Origin of the sequence: Bifidobacterium sp. RTP21102st3_E2_RTP21102_210122 (genome assembly GCF_040916945.1) — a bacterium.
Lineage (GTDB): Bacteria > Actinomycetota > Actinomycetes > Actinomycetales > Bifidobacteriaceae > Bifidobacterium > Bifidobacterium longum.
Genome location: NZ_JBCPAN010000001.1, coordinates 367,523 through 384,490, shown reverse-complemented (window position 1 = coordinate 384,490; position 16,968 = coordinate 367,523). Strand labels below are relative to the sequence as shown.

At 60.8% G+C, this 16,968-nt stretch carries 11 protein-coding genes and 1 pseudogene; 2 read left to right on the top strand and 10 right to left on the bottom strand.

What is annotated here, in order from left to right:
- Nucleotides 1–12 precede the first annotated feature (12 nt).
- A complete protein-coding gene (locus AB5287_RS01690; RefSeq protein WP_007058682.1) occupies nucleotides 13–303 on the bottom strand; it encodes a hypothetical protein in 291 nt (96 codons plus the stop codon).
- Here AB5287_RS01690 and AB5287_RS01685 point away from each other — a divergent pair.
- The gene (locus AB5287_RS01685) at nucleotides 287–715 is read left to right on the top strand and encodes a TetR/AcrR family transcriptional regulator (protein ID WP_229025390.1); all 429 of its coding nucleotides are present in this window, start codon (nucleotides 287–289) and stop codon (nucleotides 713–715) included. The genes AB5287_RS01690 and AB5287_RS01685 overlap by 17 nt on opposite strands.
- 96 nt (nucleotides 716–811) lie before the next feature.
- On the opposite strand, the gene AB5287_RS01680 is transcribed toward AB5287_RS01685, so the two are convergent.
- The 6 genes and pseudogenes from AB5287_RS01680 to AB5287_RS01655 form a co-directional block, all read right to left on the bottom strand.
- Nucleotides 812–1,786: a 3-hydroxyacyl-CoA dehydrogenase family protein gene (locus tag AB5287_RS01680; RefSeq protein WP_349051884.1), complete on the bottom strand. Its 975-nt coding sequence runs from the start codon at nucleotides 1,784–1,786 to the stop codon at nucleotides 812–814.
- Nucleotides 1,787–2,000: 214 nt separating this feature from the next.
- Nucleotides 2,001–3,828, bottom strand: a pseudogene (locus AB5287_RS01675) (TIM-barrel domain-containing protein).
- A 111-nt stretch (nucleotides 3,829–3,939) separates the two neighbouring features.
- Nucleotides 3,940–4,239, bottom strand: a complete 300-nt coding sequence (locus tag AB5287_RS01670) for an extracellular solute-binding protein (protein WP_007055628.1) — start codon at nucleotides 4,237–4,239, stop codon at nucleotides 3,940–3,942.
- Between the two features lie 162 nt (nucleotides 4,240–4,401).
- Nucleotides 4,402–6,537, bottom strand: a complete 2,136-nt coding sequence (locus AB5287_RS01665; RefSeq protein WP_007053249.1) for a family 20 glycosylhydrolase — start codon at nucleotides 6,535–6,537, stop codon at nucleotides 4,402–4,404.
- Between the two features lie 110 nt (nucleotides 6,538–6,647).
- Nucleotides 6,648–7,463, bottom strand: a complete 816-nt coding sequence (locus AB5287_RS01660) for a carbohydrate ABC transporter permease (RefSeq protein ID WP_368220441.1) — start codon at nucleotides 7,461–7,463, stop codon at nucleotides 6,648–6,650.
- 166 nt (nucleotides 7,464–7,629) lie between these two features.
- Entirely contained in the window at nucleotides 7,630–7,851 is a 222-nt protein-coding gene (locus AB5287_RS01655) for a hypothetical protein (RefSeq protein WP_171844017.1), read from the bottom strand.
- Nucleotides 7,852–8,080: 229 nt separating this feature from the next.
- On the opposite strand from AB5287_RS01655, the gene AB5287_RS01650 reads away from it, so the two are divergent.
- Nucleotides 8,081–8,911, top strand: coding sequence for a hypothetical protein (locus tag AB5287_RS01650; RefSeq protein WP_007054011.1), 831 nt, complete (start codon nucleotides 8,081–8,083; stop codon nucleotides 8,909–8,911).
- Between the two features lie 273 nt (nucleotides 8,912–9,184).
- Here the strand turns inward: AB5287_RS01650 and AB5287_RS01645 are convergent, their stop codons facing one another.
- The 3 genes from AB5287_RS01645 to AB5287_RS01635 all read right to left on the bottom strand — a co-directional run bounded on the left by AB5287_RS01645 (nucleotide 9,185) and on the right by AB5287_RS01635 (nucleotide 16,926).
- A complete protein-coding gene (locus AB5287_RS01645; RefSeq protein WP_007054010.1) occupies nucleotides 9,185–10,300 on the bottom strand; it encodes an Mrp/NBP35 family ATP-binding protein in 1,116 nt (371 codons plus the stop codon).
- 175 nt (nucleotides 10,301–10,475) lie between these two features.
- Nucleotides 10,476–13,238 (bottom strand): NAD-dependent DNA ligase LigA, encoded by a 2,763-nt coding sequence (gene ligA, locus AB5287_RS01640; protein WP_007058309.1) that lies wholly within the window; start codon nucleotides 13,236–13,238, stop codon nucleotides 10,476–10,478.
- 64 nt (nucleotides 13,239–13,302) lie between these two features.
- On the bottom strand, nucleotides 13,303–16,926 hold the full coding sequence (locus tag AB5287_RS01635) for a tetratricopeptide repeat protein (RefSeq protein ID WP_368220439.1): 3,624 nt from the start codon (nucleotides 16,924–16,926) through the stop codon (nucleotides 13,303–13,305).
- Nucleotides 16,927–16,968 lie beyond the last annotated feature (42 nt).

Sequence of the window (16,968 nt, the reverse complement as noted above, 5' to 3'; positions counted from 1 at the left end):
CATTGCGACGCCCTACGCCTCGGTTTCAGCCGTGATCTCGACTGCAGGAACGGCATCGTCCGGGGAATCTTCGCCCGACGCCGGCACCGTCCAGCGCCGCCGCAGCAGCATCCACAGGCCGATGATCATGGTCACCGCACCAAGCCCGATGCCGAACAGTCCCGAGGATTGCGCCGCGTGCGCGGTTCCCTGGGATTCCAAAAGCACGTCCTGCGTGACCACCAGCGAGAGCATCGCGTCGATGAAGGTCACGAACTTGACCGACGAGTCGATGGGATTGTGCGTTTTGTGCGCAATAACCATACCGCGAATCGCAATCAAGAAGAACCCGCAACTTACGCAGCAGACGGTCAAGAGCCTCAAGGAGGCGTTCTGGAAGCTGTACGAGACCAAGCCGATCGAGAAGATCTCGGTGCGTCAGATCACCGAACTCGCCGGCTACAACCACGCCACGTTCTACCTGTATTTCTCGTCCGTGCGTGACGTGCGTGACCAGATCGAAGACGACCTCATCGCCCAGCGAGACCTCATATTGAAGCAGTGCATGCATGACGGCACACTGGAAATGGGCCAGCATGTCGGCTCGCGTGCTGTGTTCTGTGGATGTCATCGTCGTCACCGATCCTTGCGTGTATCGGTTTGTTGTCCGTGTGCACATCACACTGTAAGCGTTTCCGCAATTGTCGCTATCGGCGACGCATACGCATGCCGATGAGCCAAATCAGAGAACGACGTAAGTACAACGAAGGCTCCCCTGAGGGGAGCCTTCCATCGTGATATACGTCACGCACGAACATTCGTCATTCGTGCCTCACGCCTGCGCAGCGGCGGCATCCGCGGCGTCGTCCTTCAGGGCACGCAGCAGGGCCTTGTTGCGGGTTTCGATGATGCGCTTGCCGTCCTCGCCTTGCCAGGAGAAGAAGCCCTGACCGGTCTTGGCGCCGAGGTTGCCTTCCTTGACCTTCTCGGCGAGCAGCGGGCTCGGGCCAGTGCCGTTGTCCATGTCGTCGAACAGGTAGGTGCTGATGTTGTAGAACACGTCGAGTCCGCCGAGGTCGATGCTGGCGATCGGACCGACCAGATTCCAGCGGCGGCCGAGGCTGTACTTCATCACGTCATCCACGGTGGCCGCGTCCGCGATGCCCTGCTGGACGATGTGGAACGCCTCGCGCAGCACGGCCAGTTGCAGGCGATTGCCCACAAAGCCCAGCGATTCCTTCTTGATCTTCGCCGGCTTCTTGCCGATCTTGGCCATGAGGTCGAAGGTGATGTCCACTACCTTCGGGTCGGTCTTCTCACCCGGCACCACTTCGACCAGCGGCATCAACTGCGCGGGGTTCCAGAAGTGCGCCACCACGAAGCGCTCGGGGTGCCCCATCACCGACTGCAGCGCGGTGGGGCTCAGGCCGGAGGTGTTCGTGGACAGAATCGCGTCCTTGGGGGCGGCGTGCTCCACTTCGGTCCAGACGGACTTCTTGATGTCAAGGTTCTCGGCCACGGATTCGATGACGAAGTCCACGTCCGCCACGCCGCTCGCATAGTCGGCGTAACCGGTGATGCGGGCCAGCACCGCGTCCACGGTGTCGCCATCCTTGAGCAGTCCGGCTTCGGCGAAGTCCTCGGCATCCGAACGAATCGCCTTCATCGCCTTCTCCAGCGAGGCCTCGCCGCGGCCGACCAGATGCACCGGATATCCGGCCAACGCGAACTGCAACGTGATCGCGTGGCCCATGGTTCCCGTGCCGACGTTCGCAATCGTCTTGATATCGTCCACTGTCTCAATCACGGAGACCCCTTCTTTCCGGCGGTTCGTCTGGCGTTGGTGTACGCATGAACAGCACCGTGCCGTTATGCGTTTGCTCGCATTCTATGCCGATTTCGCTACGTGAACATTTACTGAACATTTCGCGGATTCGACTAGTACAAATCCCCATATCAGCACAAAAACGTGGTGCCGCAACACCGAAGTGTTACAGCACCACGCTGAAATGTTCATGTCGTTACGCTGCTATCGCGCACCCACAGCGGAATCGATAGGAAACCTCACCGGAGTAGGTGAACACGGGGGGCGACCAGCATGGACGGACCGAACATATACTGACGGTCCAGCGTGCGGCATGCCGGGTCATCGGGGAACTCCACGAACATGGAACGCATGACCGGAGTACCGTTCACATGAGGCTGCAGGCCAAGCTGGTAGACATACGGCATGAGTTCAAGCTTGAGCTTGGTGAACTCGCGCACCACATCCACGGCGGTCTGGCCGGGCACCAATGCGACGCCGTTCTTCTCGTCTTCCTCGTCGAACAGCCACGGCACACGGTACACGGTGGAACCGTGCAGTCGCGAGTGGGAGCCGAGCATGCCGAACGCCACCCAACGCTTGTAGACGGCCGGGTCCGGGAACGCGCCCTCGAAACCGCCGATGTCGTGACTCCAGAAGCCGAAGCCGGAGGAGGTCAGCGACAGGCCGGCACGCAGGGACTGGGCCATGCCATTGAAGGTGGATTCGCAGTCACCGCCCCAGTGCACGGGCTGCTGCTGGCCGCCGACCGTCGCGGAGCGCGCATACAGGCAGGCGTTGCCCTTGCCGTAGGTTTCTTCGATGGCTTCGAACACGGCCTGGTTGTACAGCTGGGTGTACCAGTTGTGCATGGAGAGCTTCGGAGAGCCGTCATACCAGACGACGTCGCGCGGGATGCGCTCGCCGAAATCGGTCTTGATGGCGTCCACGCCCTGATTCAGCAGGGCCTTGACCTTGTCCTTGAACCATTCACGGGCGGCCGGGTTGGTGAAGTCCACCAAGCCCATGCCGGCCTGCCAGAAGTCGGTCTGCCAGACTTCGCCATTGGGCTTGCGCACCAGATAGCCCTTGTCTTCGTGCAGGCGCTTCAGCGTGGATTCGATGTCGCCGAAGAAACGCTTGTCCCACTCGAAATCGCACCAATGGAACTCGCGCATCCAGTAGCAGTCGTAGTGGAAGGCGGCCAGCGGAATATCACGCTCGGCCATACCGTCGATGAAGGAGTTGATGGTGGCCTCGGTGTTCTCGGAACCGATCTCAAAGGAGACATGGCCGCGGTTGTTGACCAGTACGCCATACCCATTGGAGGTCATGTAGAACGGGATGTCCTTGTAGCCCTGCTCGGAAGCAGTGCCGCCATCCTCATTCCAGATGTCGACGCTCTGACCATTCTTCACGTAAGCGCCGAAGCGTTCGCCCAAGCCGTATACGTCTTCGCCAACCGACAGATGCAGCTGGATGGCAATGAACACGTCGGATTCATCACGGGCGGAACCGTCCATGGTCACACCGAATTCGCTGACCGGCTGGGCGGTGACGTTCGATTCGGCACCGAGCTTGAATCGGCCCAGCGACTTGCCTGCGGACTCAGTGAGCACCTTGCCGTCCTCGCCGATGAAGGTCAGGTTCCAGGGGGCGCCCTTGACGACCTTCACGGTAAGTCCGCCAGTGGTCAGCGTGACATCCGCGCCATTGACGCCGACTTCGCCGTCGCCATTGCCGTTCGCCTGAACGGTCACGTAATCACGGTTGCCGGGTTCGTCGGCATTGAGCGGGAATCCGGGGTATTCGGTGGCGCCTTGCCAGTGTTCGGCACACACACGAATCACGCCTTCCGCAGGTGTGGTGATGTCCACATTGAATGTGGGCAGGTTCAGGGTATCGTATCGGCCGCGCACCACGGAGGTCGGGGCGAGGACGTTGAGGCTTTCGGTGGTGGCATCCGCCGCCAGTTCGTAGGCTTCACGAGCGTAGAGGGCGTCGACGCCGTCACGAATCATCCAGTAGCCGTTGGTGAACTTCATTGTTGCTGCTCCTTGGTGGAGAGGTGGTTTCGACCGCTAGGGAACAAGGCAGCCGAAACCAAAATCAATATGTGCTGCTTGTTGATTGAATTGCCTGTTGTGCGAATGACCTTACTTCACCGCGCCGGTGGTGATGCCGTACCAGTCGCCGGAGCCCATCATGCCTTGCTCATCGTACTTGCCGGTGTCGGCCAAGGAACCGGTGATAATCTTGTCCCAGCCATATTCGGACACGTAATCGTTGAGGTTGGTGAGCAGGCCTTGGCTGGCGAGCAGGCCGGACGTGGCGTTGCCCTTGTTGTATTCCGTAACGTCCGGAGCGTCGTCGGAGTTGAGGACCTGGGAGGCGTTCTGGCGAATCTGTTCGAAGGCCTTCTTCTCGAATTCGACCTTGACGCCGGTCTCACACATTTTCATGCTTTATGCAAAAAATGTGAGGCATACGCACATTTCCCATCAAACGCACAGGTGCAAGAATGGCAGCAATTCGCCATTTTTGAAATCACCATGTGCGTTTGACGGCGCGTAAGCCTCACATTGTTCTCAGCAGGACCGAATTTCTGCGAGCCCCCCCTATAGCGCTCCCCTACGCAATATGTCCGCAAACGACCACACCACATGGGCGATACGCGCCAATTCGGCGTAACGGCCGATGGACAGCCACTGCACACGGTACCGTTCGAACCACAACTCCAAATCGGCGGCAAGACGGGCGCGGCGCGAGGCATCCAGCGCACGGCCGGTCACATCCTTGGTGCCACAGGCGTCCTCGCCGCCAGCCAATACCAGCAGTTCCTCACCCAGTCTATTGAACAACCGCTGCCCATCCAGCATCACCCACAGCAGCTCCGGGTTCAATCCTCCTCGTGCCGAGCCATCGAGCACCGCGACAACCGCACTGCCGCAATCAATCAACGCCCGGTCGCAATCCCGGCGTCGTTCGAGACGGGCATGGTTCCGCAGGAGCAATCGGCGGCGCGCGTCGGCGCATCCCAGCGCACGGTCAAACATGAGCTCTCCCCCGCACGACCGTTCCACATACGATGCCACATCCGTATTCAGCATGCCGGTGCCGGAACCGTATTCCAGTTCCAGCACTTGCACGGCGAGGTCCCAGGGGAACGACACTCCATCGGAGTCGATGCGAGCGAGTGAATCCATAAGCCAACCGGATTCGTCGCCATACGCCAGATTAGAAATCCGATGGTTCATTTCGCATGCGTCAATTGCAACCGGGTTCCACGCGTTTTGCGCACCGTAGCACAGTCCCGGCACGCTCAACCGCGGATCATTGACATGCCCATAGTCACCCCAATCGGTGACCACCATGCCTTCCGCACCATATTTGAGCCCAGCCACCGCCATGCGGTACGTGTTCAGCCAGGCACCGTCATAGTCGGGGAAGAACCGGCTCCACGCACGCACGGCAGGGCACACGAATTGGCGGCGGCCTTGTGATGCGATGGTCTGGATCTTGCTTTCGTCGATATCCGGCTCATACATCCAGTTGAGCATCGTGATGTCGCCGGGCAGCAAGTCCATGGTGTGCGGATTCTCGAGCGCGATATCCGCCCACAGCATCGGTTGTAGACCACGATGGGCAAGCGTGCTGCATAGGTCTTTGACGAAATCGGCATACAGCTCATCGCGACTGGCGCCCGGCGAGTCCTGTACGGACCGGCCACGGCCCAAGTCGAAAGTCTCATCGCCACCAATATTGAAGGACCGCGAGCGGAACAGCGGCGCGTATTCCTCGATTAGGCGCGAGGCGAAATCGTGCGACTTGGGGTTGGCTGCGTTCAGTGTGTGGTGTTCCATTCGTTCGATGAAACTGAACGGACGGTCGGCGTCTTCGGGGAACTCTCCCAGTCCACGATGTTCACGGGTGCGCAGGTTCATATACATGTGCCCGAAAGTGGCCAAGGACGGCACCAGTTCGATGCCGTGGTGTGCGCAGTATTCGTCCAGGAACATGATGTCGTCGGCCGTGAGCGGGTCAGTGCCGCGCCACGCTTCGCTGAGCTCGCCGAAAGCGAAGGCATGTTCCACGTACAGCTGGAATTGGTTGTACTTATACAACGCCAGCTGGTCGATGAACCAGGTGAGGAACGCCATCGTCGGCACACGCCCGCGCGTCACGTCAAGACTGTAGGCGCGCACCGCGAACGCAGGCTTGTCTTGGATATGCAGGCAGGGCAAGGTCCGCGAGGTTTGCCTGATCATCTGCCGCAGTGTCTGCATGCCGTACCGCAATCCGCTTTCGCTGCCACCACGCACGGCGATGGTATCTGAGGCGAACACATCCAGCGTGTATTCGTCATGCGCCAATCGCGCATCCACACACAGCAATATGACGGTGCCGTTCATCGCTGCCGGCGCACCCGCGCCCGCACCCGCACCCACGCCCGCATCTCGCGCTTTTTCGGCGGCATTGGCACCGGCGTCGGCTTCATCTGTGGCTGTGAGTACTCGGCGCGTACGGACGGCGACGCCGCAGTAACGCTCGAGTTCGCTGGACAGCTGCTCGATTGGCAGCGTTTCCCAGGTCTCATCGGCATCTTCGGTGACGGCATATTCGGGAATTCGTTTCTCGATCGTCACCAAGGACCCAATCATAGCCGTGCCATGCGTGTATTCCAATGTCACCGGAGCGGGAATCAGGGTGAGACACGGCGTTGCGGCATCAGCCTTATATTCGAATGTGGGCACAGCTGTTCCTTTCATACTGTTTTTATTATCGTTCATCCGCTGACGGCAGGCGACACGCGGTCACGCCGCCATCAGCGGACGAATCGTTTGGTGAGGTACGGCGGCATACGCTATTTCACGGCACCGGTCGTCACACCCTTCATGATGTTGCGCTGGATGAGCATGAAGAACACCACCACCGGCGACGAGAAGGTCACCGAAGCGGCCATCTGCCCGCCGGAATCGGTGCCCATGGTGGGTGTCGAGAAGGACGACAGCCATACCGGCAGCGTGTACTTCGACTGGTCCTTCATGAACGTATAGGCGATCATGTAGTCGTTCCAGGCGTTGATGAACGCGAACACCGAGGTCGAGACGATGCCGGGCGCGGCCAGCGGGAAGGTGATCTTCCACAGGATCTGCCAGTCGTTCGCGCCTTCCACGGCCGCGGATTCGAAGATGTCCTTCGGGATGTTCAGGAAGAACCCGCGCATGTTCCAGATCGCGAACGGCAGCACCATGGCGATGTACGCCAGGATCAGGCCGCTGTATTTGTTGAGCAGGCCGAGCTGGTTGTAGATGATGATCTGCGGGATGATGCCGCCAGAGGTCATCTGGATGGCCAGCACGAACACCATGATCGGCTTGCGCCCGCGGAAGCGGTACAGGGTCAGGGCTGTGCACGCGAAGAACGCGACAATAATCGACAGGACGATCGAGAGGTGCATGGGCCAGAACACGGGGGTCGTGGTCATGATCTCATCGCGCGGCTTTACGGCGGTGATAATCATCCAGTAGACCGGGAAGAACCATACGACGCAGAACAGCAGGGCGAGGATAGTGGTGCCGGCGCGGCGCGCGATCTTGCCGGGGTTGGTTCGGCGGCGGGGCGGTGCAGACTGCGCTGCGCCATGCGATACGGCCCGTGGATTCTCAACACATTTCATAAGGACGACCCTCTATTTCAGGGATTCGCCAATATCAGCGTGCCAGTCGCCATTTCCGGCGTCGGCTATGGCAGCGCCACCCCTTCCCCACCGTCGACATCGACAACCGACTCGCTTCACGCAAGCTCACCGAGCATATGTTGGGGCGCGGGTATCGACGAATCGCCTATATCATCGGACCGTCGTACTTGCCGACGTCGACGCCGACGCCAGCGTGCCCGCAGCTGACCACCGTGCGCCAGCCAATGGACGCATTCGGCGTCAGCTTGGCTACCCTAGTGCTTGACCAGATCGAGGACCGGCCGTTCCAGCGCACGGGGCTCCTGCCCACCGAGGTCGTAGCCAGATAGGCGCGCAGAGAACGGTTCTCAATAATGTCTGTGCACACTTCTCTACGCCCGAAGCACACATGGAATATGCCCTAATCACTGCCATGTCGCCATTTGCGATGATGTGAGATTGTTATGTTCTTGTTCATTTGAGCGCACAGATACTACTGAGAACCGTTCTCTGCGCAAATAGACAATGTGGATAACTCCATAAGCTGGAACCACATTGCCCTGCCTGGCTTGCATTCAAGTCCAAATCAGCTTTACGGTCGCACCATGAGCTCTTTTATGCATGAGGATATTGTCGGCCGACGCCGAGCAGAACGTGAACGCTGCAATGATGCTGCGCGCCGTTCGAAAGGTCCATTGCTGGTGGGATACATCAATGCGGCCAACTACTACGGCGCGCCCATCCCCCGACATTGCACGCTATCTGTTGATGCCGTGCACGCCTGTGTTTCCAGTGCCAACAAACGCAGACGAATCAAAGGCGTGGTCTTCCATGTGTTTAAGGGAAAACTGGATATCCGCAAAAAGGATTATGAACAGTTCTGGATTGCCTCGCCGGTCATGATGTGGGCTCAGATGGCCCAATACTCTACATTGGAGGAACTTGCGGCCATTGGAGCCTCTTTGATGAGCCGCGATAAACGGCGCAGAATGGCCACTCGCAAGGATTTCGATACTTACTTGGAAATCAGTCCGCGGTTCATAGGTCGTAACAAATGCCACGAGGCACTGCCCTACATGACAGAGAACACGGATTCTCCGCCGGAAAACACGCTGTTTGGGATGCTGAAGGATTCAGGCTTGGGATGCCCCACCGCCAACTATCGCGTGAATATCGGCAACTCATACGTCATATTGGATATGGCATATCCGGACTGCCGCGTCGCGTTCGAATATCAGGGAGCCTATCACGCCGATCCGGCACAAATGCGAATCGACGCGGCAAAGCGAAACGCATTGCAACTGCTCGGCTGGATCGTCATTCTCGTCACTGCGGATGACCTGAGAACAGCCGACACGCGGCATCGTTTTATCGAGATGGCCCATGTCGTGGTGTCCCGGCAACGCAATCTCGCCGATTGGAACCGCTCATGGGCCATTACCTCTTAGCATCGCACCGACAATGCGCTATGCCGTTATTTACTGCGAGGCACCCGCCAGATATCGGGCTCAACGTAGATCTCCCATTCATACCAAGGCAGCGCGGCACGGCGTCCTCGTCCATGTGAATGGCCTGCAGGTTAATGAGCCTATCCACGCCGGCAGTGCGCTCCATTGCCTCGACCACCAGGTCGCAGGTGCTGTGGTCAAGCGATTCGCCCACCAGCAGCGAACCGGACTTAAACGCCAGCGCCGCCTACAAAAGTGTGAGGCTGCGCAGGCTCACACTGCCAACAGCCGTTCAGCCAACCCTCGGAAGGTCTGGCCAATGCCATCCGTACGCAAAGCGCCGTCGGCGTCCAGCACCGCCGGCCGGCCGGCCTCGCCGGTCTCGCGCACTTCGGGTTCCAGCGGCAGCTGGGCCATCAGCGGCACGTCATAGCCCAGCGCCTGAGTGAGCTGTTCAGACACGCGCTGACCGCCGCCGGCACCGAAAATCTCCAGCTTCTCGCCCTTGTGCTCGTAGTAGCTCATGTTCTCCACCACGCCACGCACCTTCATCGGCACCTGCAGGGCCACGAGTCCGGAGCGCACGGCGATGTCAGAGGCGGAGGGCTGCGGGGTGGTGACCACCACAAGTTCGGCGTTGGGCAGCGCCTGGGCCACGGAAATCGCCATGTCGCCGGTGCCGGGAGCCAAGTCGAGCAAGAGGACGTCCGGCTCGCCCCACCATACGTCAGACAGGAACTGTTCCAAGGAGCGCTGCAGTCGCGGCCCACGCCACAGAATCGCCCGGTCAGCACCGGCGAACATGCCGATGGAGATCAGTTTCACGCCCCACGCGGTGACCGGCATGAGCATGCCATTCAGATTGGTGGGCTGTGTATGCACGCCGAACAGGCGCGGCAGTGAGAAGCCATAAATGTCCGCGTCGATGGCGGCCGTGTCGAAGCCGAGGGCCGCAAACGTGGCGGCCAGGTTCGCGGTAACCGAGGACTTGCCGACGCCGCCCTTACCGGAGGCGATGGCGAAGATGCGGGTCTTGACACCCGGTTTGCTGAAGGGGTTCTGCTTGCGTTCGGCCTTGAGGTCGGCGACCAGATCGGCCAGCTTGTCACGGCTCATCGAACCGACTTCGATATGAGGCAGCAGCTGTGCGCCCGGATAGGAGCTGACCGCGCCATTGATCTGGCTGGTGATGGTCTCGCTCAGTGGGCATCCGGGAACCGTCAGCTCAACGTGCACGGTGACGTCGTAAGTGCCGGCGTCCGACGATGCGGGCGCGGCTTCGATGGCGGCAATCATGCCGAGGTCGGTGACCGAACGACCGAGCTCGGGGTCGATGACCTTGCTCAGGCGTTCGTAGATGTCGGCTTCGATCTGACGTGCGTCGCTCATAAATCCGTATCCTCCTTTAGGGCCTGTTCTACCCTAGCGTGTGATGCGGCGGCATGCCAGAGGGAGTGGAGTAAGTCACACTGGGGCGGGATTCGCTTTTTCTCTCCCCCAGTCAGCCTAAAGGCTGACAGCCCCCTCATCAGAGGGGGTTAATGAAGCGTCTGAGGGGGCTATTTTAGATGGTGCCGGTGGCTAGGAGCTGGGCGAATTGGGTTTCGCTCAGCATGGGGATGCCGAGTTCCTCGGCCTTGGCGGCCTTGGAGCCGGCGTTTGCGCCAATCACCACGTAATCGGTCTTCTTGCTCACCGAACCGGCCGCCTTGCCGCCGCGCTCGATAATCGCCTCTTTGGCGGAATCACGCGAATAGCCCTCCAATGAACCGGTGACCACCACGGTTTTGCCGGCCAGCGTCTGCGGCAACGAACTGGTCTCGGCCTCGTCGACGCCCACGCCGGCGGCCTGCCAAGCACGCAAAGTCGCGCCGCGCCAGTCGCCGGGTTCGCGGGTGGCGGCGAACCAGTTCACCACCGATTCGGCGATTTCCGGGCCCACCCCGTCGATGGCCGTCAGATCTTCAATCGTGGCGTTTTCGATGGCTGCCAGCGAGCCCATCGCCGAGGCAATCAGGCGTGCGGTAGGCGGACCGAGCCGGCGAATCGACAACGCGACCAGCACACGCCACAGGTCGGCGTGACGGGCCTTGTCCATTTCGTCGAACATCTTGCGCGTGTTTTCGCCGGGCCGAATGATCACCGGTACATCCGTGACGCCAGTGCGCGTGGTCTTGTGATCCACGCGCACGATAACCGCGTCGGCCGGCACGTCATACTCAGGATAGGAAGCTGCGGCAAAGCCCGGCATAGTACCAAGTGGCGCCTCAGCCCCGGTAGGTGCGCCGGTCGTCTCGCTGGCGGTACCTCCCTGTGTTTCGGCAGATTCGATTGCGGCCTCCCCTTGTGCGCGTTCGGCCAGCTGCTTGGCCGTGAGCTTTTTGGCCGGCGTGGGCGCGGTCCAGAAAGCAGGCACCTGATGCCACAGGCCAGAGCCGCCGACACGCTTACGCACCTTTTTCTTCTTACCGTTCGCACCGACCGTCTCATGCACCTCGACGATTGCGGCCTCACGCCACACGCGCACGTCGCGCAGATCGGCGGCGGTCAGGTTGAACAACCCGGATTCGTTAGACAACACCGGCTTCTGCGCGGCCGGCAATTCCAGCCCTTCCACCGGCTCGTACGGGTCAGGCTCTTCGCCGGGGGCGACCAGAACCTCGGTGATGTTCGGCGCGTAGGTCGCCACCGAATCAGGCCGGTTCTCCTCCGGGTTGGTCAGAGCGATGGCCGATTGTTCGCCCAAGTGCTCGATGTCGAACGCCTTGCGTGAGGCCAGCGAAATCACGCGCTCGGTCAACTGGGCCGGGCAGCTCTCCACATTCGGGCAGCGAATGTCCTTGTCACCCTCCTTGGCGGGTGACAGTTTCGCGCCGCATGAAGGGCAGAACTCGGGCATGACGAATTCGCGCAGCTGGTCCTCACGCCCTTTGCGCCGTTCAAGCACCGGGCCGACCAGTTCGGGAATCACATCGCCGGCCTTGCGCACCACCACGGTGTCGCCGATCAGAATGCCCTTGCGTTTGACTTCAAATCCATTGTGCAGCGTGGTACGAGCCACGGTGGAGCCGGCCACGTAGACAGGTTTGAGCACGGCGACCGGCGTCACACGGCCGGTACGCCCCACCTGCACGGTGATGTTGAGCAGTTCGGTGTTGACCTCTTCGGGCGGGTATTTGTAGGCGATGGCCCAGCGCGGCGCGCGCGAAGTGGCGCCGAGGGTACGCTGCAGGCCCAGGTCATCGACCTTGACGACGATGCCGTCAAGTGCATGCTCGATGTCGCCACGATGCTCGCCGTAGTACTCGATCATGTCCAGGATCTCCTGGAATGAGGTCACCGCACGATTGTGCGGGGAGACCGGCACGCCCCACTTGGTGTATAGATCGTAGGCCTGCGACTGGTCGGCGACCACGTCATGGGTGCCGCGCGGATGGTCCGGCCCCCAAGTGAGCTGCCCCAGACCATGCGCATAGAAGCTCAGGCGACGGGTGGCGGTGATGCGAGGGTCTTTTTGACGCAGCGAGCCGGCAGCCGCGTTGCGTGGGTTGGCGAAGGGCGCTCGTCCGGCGTCCTCCTGCTCGTTGTTCAGGGTGTGGAAATCATCCCAACGCATGAACACTTCGCCTCGGATTTCCACGAAGTCCGGAACGTCTTCCTTGGGGCCGCCGAGGTTTGCGGGAATGGAGCCGATGGTTCGCACATTCAGGGTGATGTCTTCGCCGGTAACGCCATCGCCGCGCGTCAGGCCCTGTTCAAGCACGCCGTTGCGATAGATGAGGTTCAGGGCGAGGCCGTCGATTTTGACCTCGCAGCTCATGGGCAGGGGCTTGGATTCAGGCCAATCGAGGTCGCGAATCACCGAGTCGTACCAATCCTTGAGTTCTTCGATGGAGAAGACGTCGTCAAGGCTCATCATGCGGCTGGGGTGGCGCACGGAGGCGAAGTCGTTGGAGAAGGAACCGCCGACGCGATGGGTGGGCGACTGCGGATTGTCCAGTGAGGGGAACGCCGCTTCGAGTCGTTCGAGGCAACGCATGCGCGCATCGTAAGCGGCGTCGGAGCTGACGGGTGAGTCGTCGATGTAGTAGGCGATCTGATCGGATTCCACCCATGCGGCCACGCGAGCCCACAGGCGGGCGGCGGCCTCAGCGGTCATCGTGTTCACGTCGAAACGGTCGAGGCGTATCGCGTCGTCGTCAGTGGGCTGCAGTGCGGCTATCCATTGTTCGGAGCCAGGGGCAAAACGTGCAATACCGGTATCAGGCCGGACCTCGGCCACATCCCCATCGTCGAAATCCCATGCCAGTTGTTCGTTCGTGCTCATGGTTGTCTATCCTAGCGGGCTCGGCTCCCCTCGGCCGGCTATACCGTCAACTCCCCTCAGGCGGCTACGCGGATAGCGAGCGCAGGAACTGGGCTTGGATGATGTCGATGTTATCGCCTTCGCCGTCATTCATGCGGGCCACAGCCACCGAGAGCGTGCGGGCCGGCACGAACATGTCCTCATCCACGCACACGCGAGCGGCGTCACGCACGATGTCAGCCACTTCGATATGCGGCCAGACCGGCAGATCATGCGTGGCAAGCACATGGGCGGCGGCCTCCACCGATTCAGGCACCGGTATGCACTGCGAGTCCGCACGGGAAACCAGTTCCTGCAGTTCGCTTTCCAGCGAACCAATGGCCCCGGGAGCGATGTGATCGCTCATAATGTAGGCTGCGGCGGCTGTGTCGAACCGGTCAAGCATCCATTCGGCGTACGCGAACCGGTAATAGGCGAACGCGGCATCGTCGCGGTCCAAGGCCACGCGCAGAGCATTCAGGCAGGCGGCGCGTGCCGAATCCCAATCCTCATTGCGGGCCAGTTGAATGGCGAGCTTCAGATGTGAGAGCGGGTAGGCGGGCGCGTACGCCACCATACGGTTGAGATGCGGGATGGCCGCCTCGGCACCCTTGATCTGACTCAACACGTCAGCCAGCTCCATGTGCGCGTAGAACAGATTGTCCGGGATAAGCACCGTACGCTCGTCCAATGTGGCGAACAGCCGGTTGTAGACCACGCGCTCGGCATAGGAGTTGAAGTATCGAGGTACGCCATGGCCTGCCGCATACACCTGGTCCAAATGGGCCACGGCCGCTTCGGCCGCTTCGATGGCCTGATCGGCTTGGCCCGAGAACAGCATATCTCGGGCGCGCAGACGCTCCTTGTCAAGATCGTCGGCAAGCGTGAACGTGAAGTCCGGCGTGTCCTTGCCATCGATCAACGCACTGGTGACCTGAGAGGCCAAACCGGTCAGTTCGGGATCGCATATCGATTCGATGACCTGCATGGCTCGCTGGGCCTTTTCCACGGAGCCGAGCGACGTGTTCCTGGCGATATCGTGGAATTCGTTGACGCCATGCTGCAGCAGGTCCACTCGCTGGATAGCCAGTCCGGCACTATTCTGTGCGCCCAGCACGTGAGCGGTCGCCGGACTGAATTGACGGTCGGCCAGTTCGGGCTCCTCCTGGGATCCGGTGGGAGAGAACCGGCTGTCCGCCAAGTCGAAGTCGGCGCTGATGGGTTTCAGACCACCTTCGCCGTCCACGTCCATCACGGCACCGAACATGCGGTAGGTTTCCTCGGGATTGTCAAGCCCAGCGGTGTCCAGTCGCTTGAGGAAGGCATCACGGGTGAAGGTGACGGTGACCATATTGCGCACGGTGGGATTGCGGCGCAGCACACTCATCGGATCATCGTCCATGCCGGCGGCCCCATCAGCACCGTCAGTGCCGACGCCCTCGCCGCCGATACCGCCCAGGTCGTCGCCTGCGCCGGTATCGTCCGGCATGCCGAACGCCATTTCGTCGATATCGATGCCCTTCATCAGGTCTTCGAACTGCGAATCGATGGACGCAGCGCCATCGGCGTCAGCGGATTCGGCCGCGGCCTGATCCGTAGCATCCGCAGACGGTCCGGTACCGTTGCCTGCTCCCCCGGCCGTGCCGCGTTCGTCACCGGACGCCGTCTGCCCGAACGTCTCCTCATGGGTGATGGGGCGGGTCGGGTCGCCATGGAAATCACCATCTTTGGGGTCGGCTTTGGAACCCACACGCCCCAAATCGCCACTGCGTAGATGTTCGAAGGCGCTTAGGGCCTCGCTCATCATCGCCTCGATGGCGGAATCCTGTTCGGCAATCGCCTCTTCAAGACCAATGGAATCGATGTGCAACGACACCTGGCGCACGGATTCGCTGGTGCCGAAACTCAGCGCTGCCATCATCAGGCCGACACGCAGGTTGTAGGCGGCGCTCATCGACGCGCGTTCGGCGCTGCTCAGCGCACGCCACGTACGGCGAGTGGTGTCATACCGGCTATCGGGCATCATCGAGGTGCCGGCAGTGGTGAAGCCAATGGCCACTTCACCCGAATCCAAGCGCGACCGGAACTCCACATCAAACCGATACGGCAACCGTAACCGGCGCAACAGTGAAGAGAGGGTCTGACGATACACCCATTCGTCGCTCCTCGCCGGCGAATACGAAGGACGAGCGGCTTGAGTGTTGGTGTCGCTCTTATCGGTCCGTTCTACAGCGCCCTCAACACTCTCAGTACTTTCAGCGCCCGCAGCATTCGTCACACCCGAATCCGGCACGTTCTGCTGGGTCAGCACATCTCGAGGATCAGGGAATTCACTGCGAATCTGCCCAGCCGTGCGTGCGGCGATATCGACCAGGCTCAGCACGGCCCGACGCTCCTGCTCGCCATCATACGGGTCAAGCGCCATAATCGCAGGGTTCTCAATGAGTTTCATGTCGATTTGCGCGGCCTCGGCACGGGTCACCGTATCTTCCGTAGGGTTGCGCCCCAAGGAAGCGTTGCGCTCCAGCCAAGCGCTCACCGCAGCGAATCGGTTGAGGTTGCCTTCGATCTTCAAGGATTTCAGCGCCTGCCCGAATGCCAAGGACTTATCCCACGTAAAGAAATAGCCGCTCGAATACGTCGAGGTGTACAGGTGCAACGGTTCGGCGCCATGCACCGCTTCCAGTCCCGGCGTGGTGTCGAGGGCGCCGGCTTCGCGCATCAGATCGGCGAAGTGATCCTCCAGACCGGAGGCCCGCATGCCGTGGGCTCGTGCCGCCAAAGTGTCACGCACCGAACGGCGAATCGCACCGATTGGCGCCTCACGGTTGAGACGGCGGAAGATATTGCCGGAACCGAATCCGATGAGCAGACCATTGATCTGCGGCAACATATACGTGGCGAAGAACGCGATGGTAATGGCATCGCGGTATTCCAAATCATGACGCATCACAGGCGGCAGATTGGCACGCATCTGCTCAAGCGTGTACCGGTTGCCGGCCTTGAGCCATGAGGCGAGCCACGTCATGCGTCCGGTGTCGTCACGCCCCACCACGCCACCGGTAATGGCCTTCACGCCGTCAGCACCATGACCAAGGCCACGCCCCAAACCACGCCCATGATGCAGCGCACTTCCCAGGCCATGGCCTGCACGGGAGAAACCGGAACGTGAACGCGGCTCGTCGCTTTCGCCCAGCCGCTCACCGTCCGGCAGAGTCACTTCCTTTTCCTTGCCGAACATGAATCGCGCCTGCATATCCTGCACGTCCATGTTGGGGTCGGTGCCCACGAATACGCGGCCATGCGTATCGGCGAACGCCACCTGCGCAAAATGATCGCGGTCGGGGAAAATGCCAAGCGAAAAGCCACGGCCTCTGGTGGAGGGCAGCTGCGCCCATCCAAGCACCAGCCCTTCCGGCACGTTCTCCAATTCGGGGAAGGTGCGCCGCTTGATTACAGGACTCAGCGCCACTGCATGGCGAGTCAGTTCGTCGATAATGCCGCCTTTACGCTCACTGATCTCCCGCAAGGCATCGCCGAACGGATTCGTATCGTGCTTCTTCGGCTTGGACAGTCCCAGATCGGCCGCGAGCGCGTTCATCGAATCCTTCAGCCCGCCCAGCAGTGGCGTGCGGTTGTGCTTCCCATGGTCCGATGTACGTTTTGGCATGATTCACATTGTCTCTTGTTTGCCCGACATCAAGCCCGAATA